The sequence below is a fragment of the Streptomyces mexicanus genome (assembly GCF_902506575.1).
Classification (GTDB): domain Bacteria; phylum Actinomycetota; class Actinomycetes; order Streptomycetales; family Streptomycetaceae; genus Streptomyces; species Streptomyces mexicanus.
Genome location: NZ_LR732677.1, coordinates 1 through 15067 on the forward strand (window position 1 = coordinate 1; position 15067 = coordinate 15067).

The following is a 15067-nucleotide window of genomic DNA, read 5'->3' on the forward strand; positions in this document are numbered from 1 at the left end:
GCCCCGTGTCGCGTTCGTGAGCCGGGGGCCGGGGTGGTGCGTTCGGCCGGTGCCGTGCTCGTGGCGACGTCAGCCATGGTTAGCGGCGGGCTCGGTGGGGTGCAAAGGTGTGACGTACTACCCGCGTACGGAGAAATGTCCCGAATGCGTGGATCGGGTGGGGGGTGTGCTGCTCAGGCGGGGCGGGTGTCTACGATCCCGGGTAGGACGTGATCTGCCTCCTATGGGTGGCATCACATCTCAGACCCTCCCGAGACCCCCGCAGCACCGTCGGACGGCTGCTCCGCACCGGCCTCGCTCCGGGCCAGCGCGAAGATCCCCCCGCAGACCAGCGCGATGCCCACGAGCAGCGGCAGCAGCCACCAGCCGGCCCGCACGTGCTCCTCGTAGACGAGCACACCGAGCAGGAAGCTCACCACGGCGTCGCCGAGGGTCAGCGCGGGCTGGGAGGCGATCAGCGGGCCGCCCTGCAGGGCGTGCTCCAGCAGCAGCATGGCGCCCACACCGCAGGCACCGAAGGCGTACGTCTGCCACGAGGTGAGGAACGCGCCGATGCCGCCCTCGGCGAGGATGTGCACGGCCGTCTTCATCAGCCCGGCCGTCAGCGCGAAGCAGATGGCCGTGGCCGCGCCGAGACAGGCCGCCCGTGCCCTGCCCGTGGGCCTGGTCGACCCCACCGCGGTCAGCGCGACGACGGCGCCCGCGCCGACGGCCAGGACGGGCAGCCATCGATCGAGTTCCACGTGCGTGCGATTGCCGGAGGGGGCGGCGGACAGCAGCGCCAGGGCCAGCCCGGCGACGACGGCGAGCAGTTTCAGCAGCAGCGCGCCGGAGGGCCGGCGGTGCTGCCACAGCGACGCCAGCACCAGGGCCAGCGGCAGCTCCAGCACGAACAGCGGCTGGACGAGGGAGAGCGGGCCGGTCGCCAGCGCGATCGCCTGCCACACCCCGGCGGCGATGACGGTCAGCACCCCGGCCAGCCAGAGGGGCCGGCGGAGCAGGTCGAGAACGAGCCCGGGCCGGAAGCCCCGGGCCTGCGGCACGGTCAGCGCGGCGCGGCGCTGCAACACGGTGGCCAGCGCATTGCTCAGGGCGGCCAGCAGGGCGAACAGCGTCGGCAGGACGATTCTCATGGGCCCATCCTTGGCCGGTGGGCCCGCGCCGTGTGCGGGCGACACGTCGGGCGCCGCCCTCCCGTCTGGTCCGACCCGCCCGCGGATGCGACGCTGGGAGTGCACGCGTGTCCGAGGACGGCAGGCCGGGAGGGCCGATGGGACGGGACGTCCCGGCGCTGGTCTTCACCCGCGAGGACCGCCGCCGGTACCGGATCAAGATGCACAGGTGCCTCGACGCCTTCGCCGAGATGCTGCGCGCGTCCCGGTTCGAGTCCGAGCGGCCCCAGGTGGGGCTGGAGATCGAGCTGAACCTGGGCGATGACCGGGCGGAGCCGGCGATGCGCAACGTCGACGTGCTGGAGGCGATCGCGGATCCGGCCTGGTCGACGGAGCTGGGGCGGTTCAACCTGGAGATCAACATCCCGCCGCGCCGCCTGACGGCCGGCGGCCCCGACGCCTGGGAGGCGGAGATCCGCGACGCGCTGAACCACGCGGAGAGCCGCGCCGCGACGGTCGGCGCACATCTGATCATGATCGGCATCCTGCCGACCCTGCGCCAGGAGGACGTCGGCGGGGCGGCGCTGTCGGAGAACCCGCGCTACCGGCTGCTCAACGACCAGGTCTTCGCCGCGCGCGGCGAGGACCTGCGCATCGACATCGACGGCGCCGACCGGCTGCGCACCTACGCGGACACGATCACACCGGAGGCCGCGTGCACCAGCACCCAGTTCCACCTGCAGGTCTCCCCGGAGGAGTTCGCCGGGTACTGGAACGCGGCGCAGGCCATCGCGGGCGTCCAGGTCGCGCTGGCGGCCAACTCGCCGTTCCTGTTCGGCAAGGAGCTCTGGCACGAGACCCGGATCCCGCTGTTCGAGCAGGCCACCGACACCCGGCCGCAGGAGATCAAGGTGCAGGGGGTGCGGCCGCGGGTGTGGTTCGGTGAGGGGTGGATCAACAGCGTCTTCGACCTGTTCGAGGAGAACCTGCGGTACTTCCCCGCGCTGCTGCCGCTGTGCGACGAGCAGGACCCGGTGGAGACGCTGGACCGCGGGGACGTCCCCGAACTGGCCGAGCTGACCCTCCACAACGGCACCATCTACCGCTGGAACCGCCCCGTGTACGCGGTGGCCCAGGACAAGCCCCACCTGAGGGTGGAGAACCGCGTGCTGCCCGCCGGTCCGACCGTCGCCGACATCCTCGCCAACGGCGCCTTCTACTACGGCCTGACCCGCGCCCTGGTGGAGGAGGACCGGCCGGTGTGGTCGAGGATGTCCTTCCGGGCCGCCGAGGACAACCTGCACACGGCGGCCCGGCAGGGCATCGAGGCACGGCTGTACTGGCCCGGGACGGGCGAGGTGCCGGTGCCCGAGCTGGTCCTGCGCCGCCTGCTGCCGCTGGCCCACCAGGGGCTGGAACGCTCGGGCATGGACGCGGCCTGGCGGGAGCCGCTGCTCGGCGTCATCGAGCAGCGGTGCGTCACCGCGCGCAACGGGGCGGTGTGGCAGAAGGAGATGTTCCACCGCATCGACGCCACCGCCCGGGCGGGCCGCCACGAGGCCCTGCGGCGCATGACACAGCTGTACGTCGACTACATGCACCTCAACGCCCCCGTGCACACCTGGCCGGTCGACTGACCCGGACCGGCCGCCCGCGCTGCGGCCTGCCCAACCGGAGGGTGACGGCGCGAAGTTCACCCTTCACCGGGCACCGCGTCCGCCCCGGCGGCGTCCGGGCACCCGTGGCGCACCCCCTCGCATCTTTCAGGGCTAAGATTTCCGGCGGGTGCGCGGGCGCGAAAGCCCGCGCCTCGCGACGGAACGAGCCGCGAGGGGATGACATGACTCAGCGCAGGGCGGTGCGGCGACCGGACGCCGTGGCGGGGATCGTCGAGGACTGGGCGCGCGAGCGGCCCGGTCTGGACACCGCGCCCCTGGAGGTGCTGGCCCGGCTGCACCGCGCGTATCTGCAGTACCACTCGCGGCTCACCTCGCAGATCGAGCGGCACGGCCTGTCCGTCGCCGGCTTCGACGTGCTGACGGCGCTGCGCCGCGCCGGGGCGCCGTACCGGCTCACCGCCGGACAGCTGGCGGCCTCCGGGCTCATCTCCTCGGCGGGCGTCACGTTGCGCCTGGACCGGCTGGAGAAGGAGGGACTGCTGGTGCGCGAGCGCGACGCCGAGGACCGGCGCGTCGTCTACTCGCGTCTGACCGACGCCGGGCTGCGCAAGGTCGACGAGGTGTTCGCCGAGCACCTGGAGAACGAACGGCGGATGCTCGGCGGGCTCTCGCCCGCCGAGCGCCGTCAGCTGGCCCGGTTGCTGTCCAAACTGGAGTACTCCATCGTCGAGTCCGACGAGGCCGGGCCGGAGGACGACGAGGCGGCGACCTGAGCGCCGGCCGGGCGCAGCAGCAGCCAGGTGCCGCACGCCAGCGTCACCAGCTGTGTCCCGGCCAGCAGCCCGAACCCGGCGCCGAAGCCGTTGCCGCCGCCCGCCGCGATCGCCCAGCCCATCGCCGTGGGCATGAGCGCCGAGACGAGGTTGCCGACGCCGTTGACGGTCCCGTAGGCGCTGCCCACCGACCCGGCCGGCGCGCTGTGCTGGACCAGGGTCGGGATCGCCGGTCCCTGCAGTCCCCAGAAGCCGTTGGCCAGGATCAGTCCGGCCGCCGCCGCCCAGGCCGCGTCCGCGCCGATGACGAAGACCACGCAGCAGGCGGTGCCCAGGGAGCCGGCCACGAACAGCACGGGCAGGCGCCGGGCCGGCAGCCGGTCCAGCAGCCAGCCGCCCAGGAAGCCGGAGGCCAGGCTCATCAGGAACGGCAGCGACGACACCGCGCCCATCGCGGCGATGGAGAAGTGCCGCTCGCGCAGCAGGTACGAGGGCAGCCAGGCCGTCGAGCCCCACAGGTAGGCGAGGGTGGCGACCTCGATGAGCAGGATCACCCCCAGGCGCGGGGTGCGCAGGGCGAGCCCGAGCGTGCGCCGGAACGACGTCCGCTGCCCCGCCCGCGCCCCGCGTCCCCGGATGAACAGCCACACCAGAGGAATGCCGACGGCCGCGTTCAGCAGGCCGAGCAGCAGGAAGGACGCGTGCCAGTCGAAGCGGTAGACGAGGTAGGTGACCATCGGCAGCCCGGCCGCCGTGCCCAGCGAGACGCCCATGGAACTGACCGCGTTGGGCTTTCCCGCCCGCTCGGGCGGGAAGTGCTCGCGCACGTACATCGTCTTCAGCGAGAACAGCGGGCCCTCGCTCGCCCCCAGCAGCGCCCGGCACACCACCAGCACGAGCGCGCCGGAGGCGTACGGGGAGACGACGGTCAGCAGCGCCCACAGGCCGACGCTGACGAACAGGCCGCGCCGCACCCCGAGCACCGTCTCGTACAGCGGCGTCAGGAAGAAGGCGGCGATGCCGTAGCCGGCCAGGAACAGGGTGGTCAGGGCGCCCTGGGCGACGGTGTCCCCGGTGATGCCGAAGTGGTCGGTGAACGCCTTGTCCGTGACGAGCACGGAGACGTTCACCCGGTCCACGTAGCTGATCAGGACGATCACCAGCAGGCTCAGGACGCCCGGCCACCGCCGTACGGCGGCTGCCCCCGTCATGCGACCGGGTCCGCCGTGGCCGCCTTGGACTGCTGCCGGGCCTGCGCCTGGTACAGGCGGCGCAGCCGGACCACGCCCAGGTCGTGCTGGTAGAGGTTCTCCTGCTGATCGGCGTCGGCGGGCATGGCCTCCAGCATCACCCGGTCCTGCTCCAGCACCTCCCAGTGGCGCTCCTCGATGAGGGTCCTGTACAGGAAGTGCCAGGTGTCGCGCTGCCAGCCGGAGACGTTGCGGTAGCGCCAGAAGAAGACCCCGGTGCGCCCGGCGTCCACCGGGCAGGCCATGCCGACGATGCCGAACGGGCCGCCCGGGCCGGCCGACGGCGGGTACGGGATGGACAGGTCCACCCAGTCGACGCCGGGGCGGCACAGCTCGACCCAGTCGAAGTTGACGCCGCGCTGGCCGGTCTTCTCGAAGAAGTAGCCCCGGTCGGTCTCGCGGATGCGGAACTTGGCCGTGGTGTCGCCGTCGTACATGGTGTGCGACTCGTGGTGCAGGAACGCGCCGTGCATCGGGTCGAGCAGGTTCTCCATGGCGAAGCGCCACGGCACGTTCCACTCGGCGTAGCACAGGATCGCGGAGACGTCGGGGTCCGTGAGCGGTTCGGGCAGGGTCAGGTCGACCGGCTCGGGGGGCTCCTCGTCGCCGAAATAGGCGAGGATCGCGCCGCCGACCTCGCGCCCCGGCAGGGGGGTGACGAGCCGCTTGCCCTCCAGGTTGCAGCCGGGCAGGCCGGGCACGGAGGTGACGGTGCCGTCGCCGTCGACCTCGACGCCGTGGTACCAGCAGGCGACGCGGTCGCCGAGGTGCTTGCCGAGGGAGAGGGGGGCACCGCGGTGCGGGCAGCGGTCGGCGAGCATCGACAGGGTGCCGTCGGCCCGGCGGAACAGCAGCCAGTTCTCGCCGAGCGCGGTGACCTTGCGCAGGCCGCCGGGCTCGACGAAGCGGGAGGGCACCACGGGGTGCCACTGGTTGCGCAGGCCGTGGGCGTAGATGTGCTCGGCACTGTCACGGGTGGTGAGGGTCATGTCAGGCTCCCAGGCGGTGCATCTCGGCGCGGAAGGTGTCCTCGGTCCACGGCTCGCCGCCGGGGGTGTGGACCTGGCGGGCGTTGAGCCCGGCCACGACGTCGGCCAGTTCATGGCCGTCGTTCGTGAAGATCTCCTCCAGGGTGCGGGCGAGCTTCAGCTCGTACGGGGTGGGTTCGTGGTCCCGGCTCTGGTGCGGGTCGAGGTACGGCCAGGTGGCGGTGGTCATGGATCTCTCGCTCTCCGTACGGGTCACAGGTCCAGGACGAGGCGGTCGGAGGCGCACCGGGAGACGCAGATCATCATCGTCTCGCCGGCGGCGCGCTCGGCCTCGCTGAGCAGGTGGTCGCGGTGGTCGGGGGTGCCGGAAAGGACGCGGGTCTCGCAGGAGCCGCAGATGCCGTCGCGGCAGGAGGAGGTGACGGTCAGGCCCGCGTTCTCGGCGGCTTGGAGGATGGAGGTGCCGGCGTCGACGGTCAGGGTCACACCCGAGGTGCGGCACTCGACCTCGAAGGCGGTGTCGTCGCCGTCGCGTGCGACGGCCGCCGGCGCGGCGAACCGTTCGACACGCAGCCGACCGGGAGGGCAGGCCGCTTCGGCGGCCTGGAGCAGCGGCTCGGGGCCGCAGCAGTAGACCAGGGCGTCGTCCGGCAGGTCCCGCAGGGCGGCCGCCAGGTCGATGTGGCCCTGCTCGTCCTGGGGTACGACAGTGACCTCGCCGCCGGTCAGCGCGGCCAGTTCGGCGCCGAACGCCATGGTGGCGCGGGACCTGCCGCCGTGCACGAGCCGGTAGGGAACGCCGTCCCGGTCGGCCTGGCGGGCCATGGCCAGGATCGGGGTGATGCCGATGCCGCCGGCGAGGAAGACGTAGAAGGGGGCGGGCTCCAGGGCGAAGTGGTTGCGCGGACCGAGGGCGCGGACGCGCTGGCCGGGGCGCAGCTTGGTGTGCACGTGCCGTGAACCGCCGCGCGAGGACGGCTCGTCGAGGATGCCCAGGCGGTAGGTGGTGGCGTCGGCGGGGTCGCCGCACAGGCTGTACTGGCGGACGTGGCCGCCCACGTGCAGGTCGATGTGGGCGCCCGGGGCCCAGGCGGGCAGCGGCTTGCCGTCGGGGTGGACCAGGTCGACGGAGAGGACGCCGTCCGCCTCCCAGGTCATACGGCGGACGAGAAGGTCGAGTTCGTGCTCGCGGTCGGCGGTCATGGTGGCCTCCCTACGCGGTGGTGGGGATCGAGACGGGCGGGGTGAAGGGGTGCTTCATCGGGCCGAGCGCGTCGAGGTCGACCTCGACGAGGGTCGGGCCGTCGGAGGCGAGGGCGGCCCGCAGGACCGGTGCGGCGTCCGACTCGGCCGCGATGCGCGCGTACGGCAGGGCGCAGGCGGCGGCCAGTGGGGCGAAGTCGGGGGTGAACAGGTCCACGCCGGAGCGGCGTTCGCTGTACTTGTCCTGCATGTTGCGCAGCACCCCGTACCCGCCGTCGTTGAAGACGACGAGGGTCAGGCGGGGGCGTTCCTGGGCGACGGTGAGCAGTTCGCCGAGGTGGACGGCGAGCCCGCCGTCGCCGGCGATGACGACGGTCGGCTCGTCGGGCCGGGCGAGCGCGGCGCCGATGCCCATGCCGAGGCCCTGGCCGATGCCGCCGCCGCGCGGGAAGACGTTGGCGCGCGGGTCGTGGATCGGCAGGAGCCGGTTGCCCCAGGACGAGGAGGGGATGGTGACGTCGCGGGCGACGACGGCGCCGCGCGGCAGGGCGGCGGCGAGCGCGTCGCACACGGCGGCCTGGGGGCCGATGCCCTCGTGCAGGGCGGCGCGGACGTCCTCGCGGACGGCCCTGACGCGGGCCGACCAGTCGGCGTCGGCGCGTACGGCGCCCTCGGCCAGCACGGGCAGGACGGCGGCGGCGTCGCCGTGCAGCGCGTGGCGCACCGGGTACGCCCGGCCGAGCGCGGCCGCATCGAGGTCGATCTGAATGTGCGCGGCGGGCAGCTTCAGCGTGTAGTCGGCGGTCTCGTTGGAGCGGAAGTGGGTGCCGATGGTGAGGAGGACGTCGGCGTCGGCGAGCAGGGCGCGGACGGGTGGGGTGGTGGCGAAGTTGCCGATGACCAGCGGGTGGTCCTCGGGGACGCTGCCGCGGCCGGAGTTGGAGGTGAGCAGGCCGGCGCCGGTGGCCTCCAGCAGGGCGAGCAGCTGCGCGCGGGCGGTGGTGGCGCCGCCGCCCGCCCAGATCAGCGGGCGCCGGGCGGAGGCCAGCAGCGCGCGGGCGACGGCGAGGACCGCGGGGTCGGGCACCGGCGCGGTGGCGGCCGGGACCGGTGCGCCGTCGTCGTGCTGGGCGGCGTACTGCAGGTCGATGGGCCACTCGATGCTGGCGGGGCCGCCGGGCGCGGGGAGCGCGGCGGCCGTCGCCTCGCGCAGCAGCCGCCCTGCGTCGCGCGCGGAGGTGACGGTGGCCGCGTGCGCCGAGACGGCCCTGAGCATGCCCAGCTGGTCCTTGGTCTCGTGGATGAAGCCGCGCCCGCTGCCCAGGTGGGCGGAGTCCACCTGGCCGGTGACGTGCAGGACGGCCGTCCCCGCCGACAGGGACTCGATGAGGGAGCCGGCCGCGTTGCCGGCGCCGGTGCCGGTGGAGGTCAGGGCGCAGCCGATGGAGCCGCGGGCCCGGCCGTAGCCGTCGGCAGCGTTGACGGCGGTGGCCTCGTGGCGCACCGGCACGAACCGCAGTTCGCGGTCGACCGCCTCGACGAGCGGCAGGTTGTGCACCGAGACGATGCCGAAGACGGTGTCGATGCCGAGGGACTTCAGATGGGCGACGAGGAGATCGCCTCCGTTGTCGTACTGCCCGTGGTGCATGGCAAGGCTCCTCAGAGGATGCCGCGGCCGACTCCGCCGCAGACGTCGATGCTGGTTCCGGGGATGTAGGAGGCGCGCGGGGAGAGCAGCGCGACGACGGCGTAGGCGACCTCCTCGGCGCGGCCGAGGCGGCCCAGCGCGATGCCGCGGGCGGCGGCCAGTTCGGCCTGCCACTCCTCATAGGTCAGGCCGCTGTCCGCGGCGGCGTGCCGGCGGGTCCACTGACCGGTGTCGATCAGGCCGAGGCAGACGGAGTTGACGCGGATGCCCTCGGCGGCGAGTTCCCGGGCGAGGGACGTGGAGAGGTTGAGGATGCCGGCGCGGGCGGCGCTGGTGGTGATCAGCCGGGTCTCGGGCTGCTTGGCGAGCACCGCGTTGATGTTGACGATCGAGGCGGCGTCCGAGGCGCGCAAGTAACCCCTGGTCGCGGCAAGGGGGTTGAGCACGCCGGCGAACTTCAGCTCCAGTTCGTCGCGCCAGTCCTCGGCGGTGGTGTCGTCCAGGCGTTTCATGCGGGACTGGCCCGCGTTGTTGACCAGGCCGTCGAGGCGGCCGCCGAAGTGGGCGGCGGCGGCGTCGGTGAAGCGGCGCACCGCGTCGGCGTCGCGGACGTCGCAGACACCGGTGAACAGCCGGTCGCCTCCGGCGCCGAGCCGGGCGGCGGCCTTGGCGAGACGGTCGCCGTCACGCCCGCAGGTGGCGACGCGGGCGCCTTCGCCGAGCAGGGCGCGGACCGTGGCCAGGCCGACGCCGGAACTGCCTCCGGTGACCAGTACCGTGCGGTCGGCGAGGCCGAGATCCATGACGTACTCCTTGCTGACAGATCCAGTGGTGCGGGTGGGGGTCAGTGCATGGTGAATCCGCCGTTGACGGCGATCACCTGTCCGGTCAGGTAGCGGGACTCCTCGCCGAGCAGGAAGGAGACCAGGCCCAGGAGGTCCTCGGGCTGCTGCGGCCGGGAGATCGCCCGGTTCGTGGCGTACAGCGCGTGGCGCTCGGCCGGGACGGTCTCGGTGGCCTCGACCTCGGTGAGGCCGGGGGCGACGGCGTTGACGGTGATGCCCCGCTCCCCCAGCTCACGGGCCATGCCCCGGGTCAGGGCGATGACCGCGCCCTTGGAGGCGATGTAGTGGGCCAGGCGCGGCGAGCCGTACAGGGCGGCGTCGGAGGCGAGGTTGACGATCCGGCCGGGGCGGGACATCAGCGGCAGCAGGTGTTTGGCGACGAGCCAGGGCCCGCGGGCGTTGACGGCCATGAGCCGGTCCCACACCTCGACGTCGATGTCCTGGAACTCCTTGCCGCCCACCCCGTTGGCCCGGGCCGCGTTGTTGACCCGGCCGTACACCGGTCCGCGGGCGGCCAGCCGGCCGGCGAGCGCGGCGACCGAGGCGGGGTCGGCGACGTCCAGCGGTACAAAGTCCGCTTCGCCGCCCGCCGCGCGGATCGCCTCGGCGGTCCGCTCCCCCCACGCGGCGTTCAGCTCGGCGACCACGACCCGGAACCCGTCCGCCGCCGCCCGGCGGGCCATGGCCTCCCCCAGGCCACGGCCCGCCCCCGTCACGACGACGGTGCGCCCGGCGGACGTCTCAGTCACGGGTGACGCCGTGCAGCGGCGAGTATTCGGGGTAGGTCGGCACCTGCGGCTTCTGCGTGCCGATGATCACGCAGAACAGCGCGTCGGTGTCGCCCTCGTTCTTCAGCGAGCGGGTGACACCGGCCGGCACCACGATCATGTCGCGGTAGCCGAGGGTGCGGTACTCCACCTCGTCGGGGCCGCGGTGGATGCCGACGCGCACCTTGCCCTCCAGGACGAAGAACGCCTCCTCCACGTCGTGGTGGGTGTGCGCGGGGCCCTCGGCGCCGGGCGGCAGCAGCATGTTGGAGAAGGTGAAGCCGCCGGAGGGGATGATCCGGTTGTCGTTCTCGTGGTTGCCGGTGGCGCCGGAGCCGACGTAGCGGATCTGCGCCCGCCGGTACTGCGGGCCGGCCTTCTCCTGGAAGGCGAGGGTGTTCCAGTCGGGCTCGCGGGAGTCCTTGGTGGCGATCAGGGAGTCGGTGTACTTGGCGAGGTCGCCGCCGTTGTCGTACTCGGTGGTGGTCAAAGGCATGGTGTGTCAGTCCTTGTCGTGGGTGGTGCGGTGGTCGGTGGCGATGTGCAGGTGGGACAGCAGCCAGGCGTTGACACGCTCGGGCTGTTCCTGGTTGGCCAGGTGACCGGCGTCCTTGACGATCACGTACGCGGTCCGGTGCAGACCGCCGGCCAAGACCTGTGAGCTGTCGGGACCGGTGATCCGGTCCTTGTCGCCGCACAGGACGAGGGTGGGCGCGGTGACGCGGTCAAGTTCCCCGCGCAGGTCGGTGGCGGCCATGGCCTCGGCGGCGTAGCCGTAGCCGGGCAGGCGGATCGCGGCGGCCATGGTGGCGGTGACGCGTTCGACCAGCTCGGCGGGCGCGTCGGCGGACACCAGGCGCGGGCCGCGGGCCGCAGCGAACGCCTCGGGGCCGGTCCGGGCCAGTTCGGCGGCGCGGGCGCGCATCCCGGCGGCCTTGTCCGGGTCGGTGCCGGAGCCGGGTGTGGAGCCGCAGACCATCAGGGACTCCACGAGGTCCGGGTGGCGTACGGCGAGCCGCAGGGCGATGACGCCGCCCCAGGAGACGCCGAGGACGTGGGCGCTGCCGCCGCGCGCGCGGATGACGTCGGCGGCGGCGTCGGCGTAGTCGTCCATCGTCAGCGGCCCGTCCGGGTCGGCGGACTCGGCATATCCGGGGGCGTCCCAGGCGACGACCCGGAAGTGTGTGCTCAGGGCCGCGAGCTGGGGGGTGAAGGCGGCGGCGGAGGAGCCGATGCCGTGGAGGCACAGCAGCAAGGGGCCGCCCTCGCCTGCTTCCTCCAGGTGGAGGCCGCCGATGTCGTAGGCGCTCACAGGATCTGCCCCGTCCGGCCGGCGAGCGCGGCGAGCGAGCGCAGCACCGCGTACGGGACGACCTGGCTGGTCGCGGGGTTGGCGGCGTCGGGCAGGTGGCGTACCTCGAAGCGGTAGGAGCCGTGCGCGCCGCTCGCCTCGATCACGTGGGAGGTGTGCCGGGCCGCCGGGTCGGCGACGACGCGGACGCGCACCGCGTCGGGGTCACCGACGGCGAGGGCCACGGAGGCGGCCACGTTGGTCGACTTGGGGAACTTCGCCGGGACGTCCCGGGCGGTGCCCGCCATCACCTCCACCGGCCCGCCGGCCGACCGCATCCGGGCCAGCAACTCCTCGTCCATCCAGGGCTGTTCGAGGGTGGAGGGCAGCTTGGTGGTGGTCAGGCGCACGGTGTCCAGGGGGCCCATGGCGCGTACGGCCTGCAGCAGGTCGAGGCCGCCGACGGCGCCGCCGGTGAAGTAGACGCGGCCGGGTCCGGTGTGCAGCAGCCGCTTGGCGAGGTCGTCGTCGGTGAGGGCGCCGGTGGAGGCGACGAGCAGGTCGGTGCCGGAGGCGAGGATCGCCTCGCCCCACTCGCGCACGACGCCCTGCCCGGCGGCCTCCACGATCAGGTCGCAGTGGTCCAGGGCCTGCTCGACGGTGTACTGCGGGACGGGCGCGGAGTCCCCGAGGGGCCGGTTGTCGACCACGCACACCAGCTCGGCGCCGGGGATCTCGCCCGCGGCGAGGGCGCCGCCGACGACGCGGCCGATGGCGCCCCAGCCGATCAGGCCGACGCGGCGCGGGGTGGGGCTGCTCATGCGGGGACTCCTTCGGCGTCGAGGGGCCAGGCGACGGGGCTGCCGTCGGGGGTGCCCGCCATGTGGGCGCGGATCAGCTTGGACGGCGGCCCGGCGGTGCCCCACACGTCCGACAGTTCGGGGGTGCGCCGCCACACCTTGCAGATCCAGGTGTCCTCGACGACCTGGGCGACCTCGGAGGTGTACTCGCACACCAGGCCGGTGGGGTCGGTGAAGTAGGAGAAGGTGTTGTTGCCGGGCCCGTGCCGTCCGGGCCCCCACTGCGGAGTGATGCCGTGGTGGCGCAGGCGGCCGAGGCCGCGCATGAAGTGGTCGACGGAACTCATCTCGTACGCCACGTGGTTGAGGGACACCCAGGGCGCCTGGTTGAAGGCGATGCAGTGGTGGTCGGTGTTGCAGCGCAGGAACGCCATCTGGTGCTCGGACCAGTCCGAGACCCGCATGCCGAGCACGTCCCGGTAGAAGGCCACCGAGGCGTCGATGTCGGGGGTGTTGAGCACGGCGTGGGTGACACCGACCGGCACGGCGGCGTCGCGTCCGCGGGCCGCGACCGCCCAGGTCTCGGCGGACAGTTCGATCAGCCGGCCGTCGATGTCGTGGAACCGCAGCCCGTAGCCGCCGCCCACCTGGTCGAGCGGTCCGGGTCCGGTGACCGGGGTGATGCCCCGCGCCTGGAGGCGGCGGGCCGCCTCGTCGATCTCGGCGGGGGTGGCGACGGCGAAGGCGAGCCGTCCGAGGCCGATCCGGTCGGCGCGGGTGAGCTGCAGGGCGTGGTGTTCCTCGCCGGTGCCGCGCAGCCAGCTCGCGCTGTGCTCGGCCTCGACGACCTCCAGTCCCCACACCTCCTCGTAGAAGTCGGTGGCCTCGGCGAAGTGCGGGGTGAGCAGTTCCACCGAGCGCAGGGCGCGCAGGCGGGCGATCGGCGGACGAGGGGGGTGTGTCATGGTGTGGGTCTCCGGGGGTGCGTCAGTCGGCCCAGGGCAGGGGGGTGGTGTCGGTGCCCCAGTACAGGGACTTCTGCCGCTGGTAGGCGCGGATGAGGTCGCGGCCCTTCTCGGTGCCGAGGCCGCTGTCCTTCATTCCGCCGAACGGGGTGGAGATGGAGAACTGCTTGTAGGTGTTGATCCAGACGGTGCCGGCGTCGATACGGCGGGCCGGCCGCCAGGCGGCGCGGGCGTCGCGGGTCCAGATGCCGCAGGCCAGCCCGTACACGCTGGCGTTGGCCTGCCTCACGAGGTCGTCCTCGTCGGCGTAGGGCAGGGCCACGAGGACCGGGCCGAAGATCTCCTCCTGGCACACGCGGGCGGAGTTGGGCAGGCCGTCGATGACGGTCGGCAGGTAGTAGGCGCCGGCGGCGTAGGACGGGCCGTCGGGGACCGCGCCGCCGCACAGGACGCGGCCGCCCTCGGCGCGGGCGAGGTCCACGTAGGCGGCGACCGCGTCGCGGTGCCGGTGGTGCACGAGCGGCGCCACCTGGGTGGCGGGATCGGTGCCCGGCCCCACGCGCAGTTTCCGCACCCGCTCGATCAGTTCACCGAGGAAGGATTCGTACAGCGAGCGGTGGACGAAGAGCCGCGAACCGGCGATGCAGGACTGGCCGCTGGAGGAGAAGATGCCGAACATGACGCCCGCGAGGGCCTGTTCGACGTCGGCGTCCTCCCGGACGATCGTCGGGGACTTGCCGCCGAGTTCGAGTGAGGCGGGCACGAGTTTGTCGGCGGCGGCCCGGGCGATGGAGCGGCCGGTGGCGGTGCCGCCGGTGAAGCCGATGCGCCGCACGAGGGGATGGGTGACGATGGCGTCGCCGACGACACTGCCCTTGCCGGGCAGCACGGACAGCAGCGCGGTCGGCAGCCCCGCCTCGGTGAACGCCTGGTGGACCAGGCGGCCGAAGTCGAGGGAAACCAGCGGCGTCCACTCGGCGGGTTTGAGCAGGACCGCGTTGCCGCCGGCGAGGGCCGGGGCGACCTTCTGCGCGTCGGGGGCGATCGGCGAGTTCCACGGGTTGATCGCGCCGACGACGCCGATCGGCTCGTGCACGCTCATGGTGACGTAGGGGCCGCGGGCGGGGGTGAGGGCGTCCTCGGCGGTCTCCAGCGCGGCGGCCGTGTAACGGAAGGTGCCGGCGGCGCTGAGGGCGAGCGCGCGGGTCTCGGTGAGGGTCTTGCCGGTGTCGGCGGTCTGCAACGCCGACAGCTCGGCGGCGTGTTCCTCGATCAGGTCGGCGATGCGGGTGAGGACACGGGCGCGCTGATGGGGCAGCAGATCGCGCCAGGCGGGCGCGGCCGCGGCGTCGGCGGCGGCGCGGGCCGCTTCGTCGACGTCGGCGGGCGAGGCGGCGTGGACGGTGGTGATCACGGTGCCGTCGGCCGGGTTCACGGTCCGGATCGGCGCGCCCGCGCCGCGCCGGAACCGGCCCGCGATGAGGATCTCGTCGGCTGGGATGCGCGGCATGGCGAAACCTCCGGACAGGGGTGGTACGGGGAGACCTCCGCGGGCGGCCGGCTCCTGGCCGAGCCGCGATGGCGAAGTGCTGGAAATCTAAGGGCTTAAATATCTGGCCCGCAAGGGGTCGCGCCCGACAACTTTTTCCTCCTGCCTGACGACGAACCCTTGACGGCCCCCGTCACACAAGAGGTAGAACCTAAGCGCTAAGAGATTGAGCCCTTACTCAAGAGCCGGTCCCCTCGGGGACGGCAGCACGATCCGCCGGCGCCGGCCGGACCCCGTCCCCACCGTCGTCCCCCTC

15 protein-coding genes are annotated in these 15067 nt (G+C 73.2%); 2 read left to right on the forward strand and 13 right to left on the reverse strand.

Going from position 1 to position 15067, the window contains the following annotated elements; all coding sequences use genetic code 11:
• Nucleotides 1-233: 233 nt before the first annotated feature.
• The gene (locus GV126_RS34955; protein ID WP_159675388.1) at nucleotides 234-1133 is read right to left on the reverse strand and encodes a DMT family transporter; all 900 of its coding nucleotides are present in this window, start codon (nucleotides 1131-1133) and stop codon (nucleotides 234-236) included.
• A 137-nt stretch (nucleotides 1134-1270) separates the two neighbouring features.
• On the opposite strand from GV126_RS34955, the gene GV126_RS34960 reads away from it, so the two are divergent.
• Both GV126_RS34960 and GV126_RS34965 read left to right on the forward strand, forming a co-directional pair.
• A complete protein-coding gene (locus GV126_RS34960) occupies nucleotides 1271-2749 on the forward strand; it encodes a glutamate-cysteine ligase family protein (RefSeq protein WP_159675390.1) in 1479 nt (492 codons plus the stop codon).
• Nucleotides 2750-2952: 203 nt separating this feature from the next.
• Nucleotides 2953-3504, forward strand: a complete 552-nt coding sequence (locus GV126_RS34965) for a MarR family winged helix-turn-helix transcriptional regulator (RefSeq protein ID WP_159675392.1) — start codon at nucleotides 2953-2955, stop codon at nucleotides 3502-3504.
• Here GV126_RS34965 and GV126_RS34970 read toward each other — a convergent pair.
• From GV126_RS34970 to GV126_RS35025, 12 genes are read right to left on the reverse strand one after another with little or no spacing between them, the layout of a single operon-like run.
• Nucleotides 3417-4715, reverse strand: a complete 1299-nt coding sequence (locus GV126_RS34970) for an MFS transporter (RefSeq protein WP_159675394.1) — start codon at nucleotides 4713-4715, stop codon at nucleotides 3417-3419. The genes GV126_RS34965 and GV126_RS34970 overlap by 88 nt on opposite strands.
• The gene (locus GV126_RS34975; RefSeq protein ID WP_159675396.1) at nucleotides 4712-5743 is read right to left on the reverse strand and encodes a Rieske 2Fe-2S domain-containing protein; all 1032 of its coding nucleotides are present in this window, start codon (nucleotides 5741-5743) and stop codon (nucleotides 4712-4714) included. The genes GV126_RS34970 and GV126_RS34975 overlap by 4 nt, the downstream gene beginning before the upstream one ends.
• A gap of 1 nt (nucleotide 5744) precedes the next feature.
• Nucleotides 5745-5972 carry a recombinase-like helix-turn-helix domain-containing protein gene (locus GV126_RS34980; protein WP_159675398.1) on the reverse strand — a complete coding sequence of 76 codons (228 nt, stop codon included), beginning with the start codon at nucleotides 5970-5972 and terminating at the stop codon, nucleotides 5745-5747.
• Between the two features lie 23 nt (nucleotides 5973-5995).
• Nucleotides 5996-6946, reverse strand: coding sequence for a PDR/VanB family oxidoreductase (locus tag GV126_RS34985; RefSeq protein ID WP_159675400.1), 951 nt, complete (start codon nucleotides 6944-6946; stop codon nucleotides 5996-5998).
• A gap of 10 nt (nucleotides 6947-6956) precedes the next feature.
• Nucleotides 6957-8594 carry a thiamine pyrophosphate-binding protein gene (locus GV126_RS34990; protein ID WP_159675402.1) on the reverse strand — a complete coding sequence of 546 codons (1638 nt, stop codon included), beginning with the start codon at nucleotides 8592-8594 and terminating at the stop codon, nucleotides 6957-6959.
• 11 nt (nucleotides 8595-8605) lie between these two features.
• On the reverse strand, nucleotides 8606-9397 hold the full coding sequence (locus GV126_RS34995) for an SDR family oxidoreductase (protein WP_159675404.1): 792 nt from the start codon (nucleotides 9395-9397) through the stop codon (nucleotides 8606-8608).
• A 41-nt stretch (nucleotides 9398-9438) separates the two neighbouring features.
• Complete coding sequence (locus tag GV126_RS35000) at nucleotides 9439-10188, reverse strand: SDR family oxidoreductase (RefSeq protein ID WP_159675406.1); 750 nt, start codon at nucleotides 10186-10188, stop codon at nucleotides 9439-9441.
• Nucleotides 10181-10702 (reverse strand): cupin domain-containing protein, encoded by a 522-nt coding sequence (locus tag GV126_RS35005; protein ID WP_159675408.1) that lies wholly within the window; start codon nucleotides 10700-10702, stop codon nucleotides 10181-10183. Before GV126_RS35005 ends, GV126_RS35000 begins: the two co-directional genes overlap by 8 nt.
• A 6-nt stretch (nucleotides 10703-10708) precedes the next feature.
• Entirely contained in the window at nucleotides 10709-11518 is an 810-nt protein-coding gene (locus GV126_RS35010) for an alpha/beta fold hydrolase (RefSeq protein WP_159675410.1), read from the reverse strand.
• The gene (locus tag GV126_RS35015; RefSeq protein WP_159675412.1) at nucleotides 11515-12318 is read right to left on the reverse strand and encodes an aspartate dehydrogenase domain-containing protein; all 804 of its coding nucleotides are present in this window, start codon (nucleotides 12316-12318) and stop codon (nucleotides 11515-11517) included. The genes GV126_RS35010 and GV126_RS35015 overlap by 4 nt, the downstream gene beginning before the upstream one ends.
• Nucleotides 12315-13262, reverse strand: coding sequence for a VOC family protein (locus GV126_RS35020; RefSeq protein WP_159675414.1), 948 nt, complete (start codon nucleotides 13260-13262; stop codon nucleotides 12315-12317). The genes GV126_RS35015 and GV126_RS35020 overlap by 4 nt, the downstream gene beginning before the upstream one ends.
• 22 nt (nucleotides 13263-13284) lie before the next feature.
• On the reverse strand, nucleotides 13285-14772 hold the full coding sequence (locus GV126_RS35025; RefSeq protein WP_159675416.1) for an aldehyde dehydrogenase family protein: 1488 nt from the start codon (nucleotides 14770-14772) through the stop codon (nucleotides 13285-13287).
• Nucleotides 14773-15067 lie beyond the last annotated feature (295 nt).

Bases quoted from the DNA above. Each gene is read 5' to 3' on its own strand.
- GV126_RS35015 (WP_159675412.1), bottom strand. From the start codon at position 12,318: ATGAGCAGCCCCACCCCGCGCCGCGTCGGCCTGATCGGCTGGGGCGCC.
- GV126_RS34990 (WP_159675402.1), bottom strand. From the start codon at position 8,594: ATGCACCACGGGCAGTACGACAACGGAGGCGATCTCCTCGTCGCCCAT.
- GV126_RS34995 (WP_159675404.1), bottom strand. From the start codon at position 9,397: ATGGATCTCGGCCTCGCCGACCGCACGGTACTGGTCACCGGAGGCAGT.
- GV126_RS34980 (WP_159675398.1), bottom strand. From the start codon at position 5,972: ATGACCACCGCCACCTGGCCGTACCTCGACCCGCACCAGAGCCGGGAC.
- GV126_RS35005 (WP_159675408.1), bottom strand. From the start codon at position 10,702: ATGCCTTTGACCACCACCGAGTACGACAACGGCGGCGACCTCGCCAAG.
- GV126_RS35020 (WP_159675414.1), bottom strand. From the start codon at position 13,262: ATGACACACCCCCCTCGTCCGCCGATCGCCCGCCTGCGCGCCCTGCGC.
- GV126_RS34955 (WP_159675388.1), bottom strand. From the start codon at position 1,133: ATGAGAATCGTCCTGCCGACGCTGTTCGCCCTGCTGGCCGCCCTGAGC.
- GV126_RS34960 (WP_159675390.1), top strand. From the start codon at position 1,271: ATGGGACGGGACGTCCCGGCGCTGGTCTTCACCCGCGAGGACCGCCGC.
- GV126_RS34985 (WP_159675400.1), bottom strand. From the start codon at position 6,946: ATGACCGCCGACCGCGAGCACGAACTCGACCTTCTCGTCCGCCGTATG.
- GV126_RS34970 (WP_159675394.1), bottom strand. From the start codon at position 4,715: ATGACGGGGGCAGCCGCCGTACGGCGGTGGCCGGGCGTCCTGAGCCTG.
- GV126_RS34965 (WP_159675392.1), top strand. From the start codon at position 2,953: ATGACTCAGCGCAGGGCGGTGCGGCGACCGGACGCCGTGGCGGGGATC.
- GV126_RS35025 (WP_159675416.1), bottom strand. From the start codon at position 14,772: ATGCCGCGCATCCCAGCCGACGAGATCCTCATCGCGGGCCGGTTCCGG.
- GV126_RS34975 (WP_159675396.1), bottom strand. From the start codon at position 5,743: ATGACCCTCACCACCCGTGACAGTGCCGAGCACATCTACGCCCACGGC.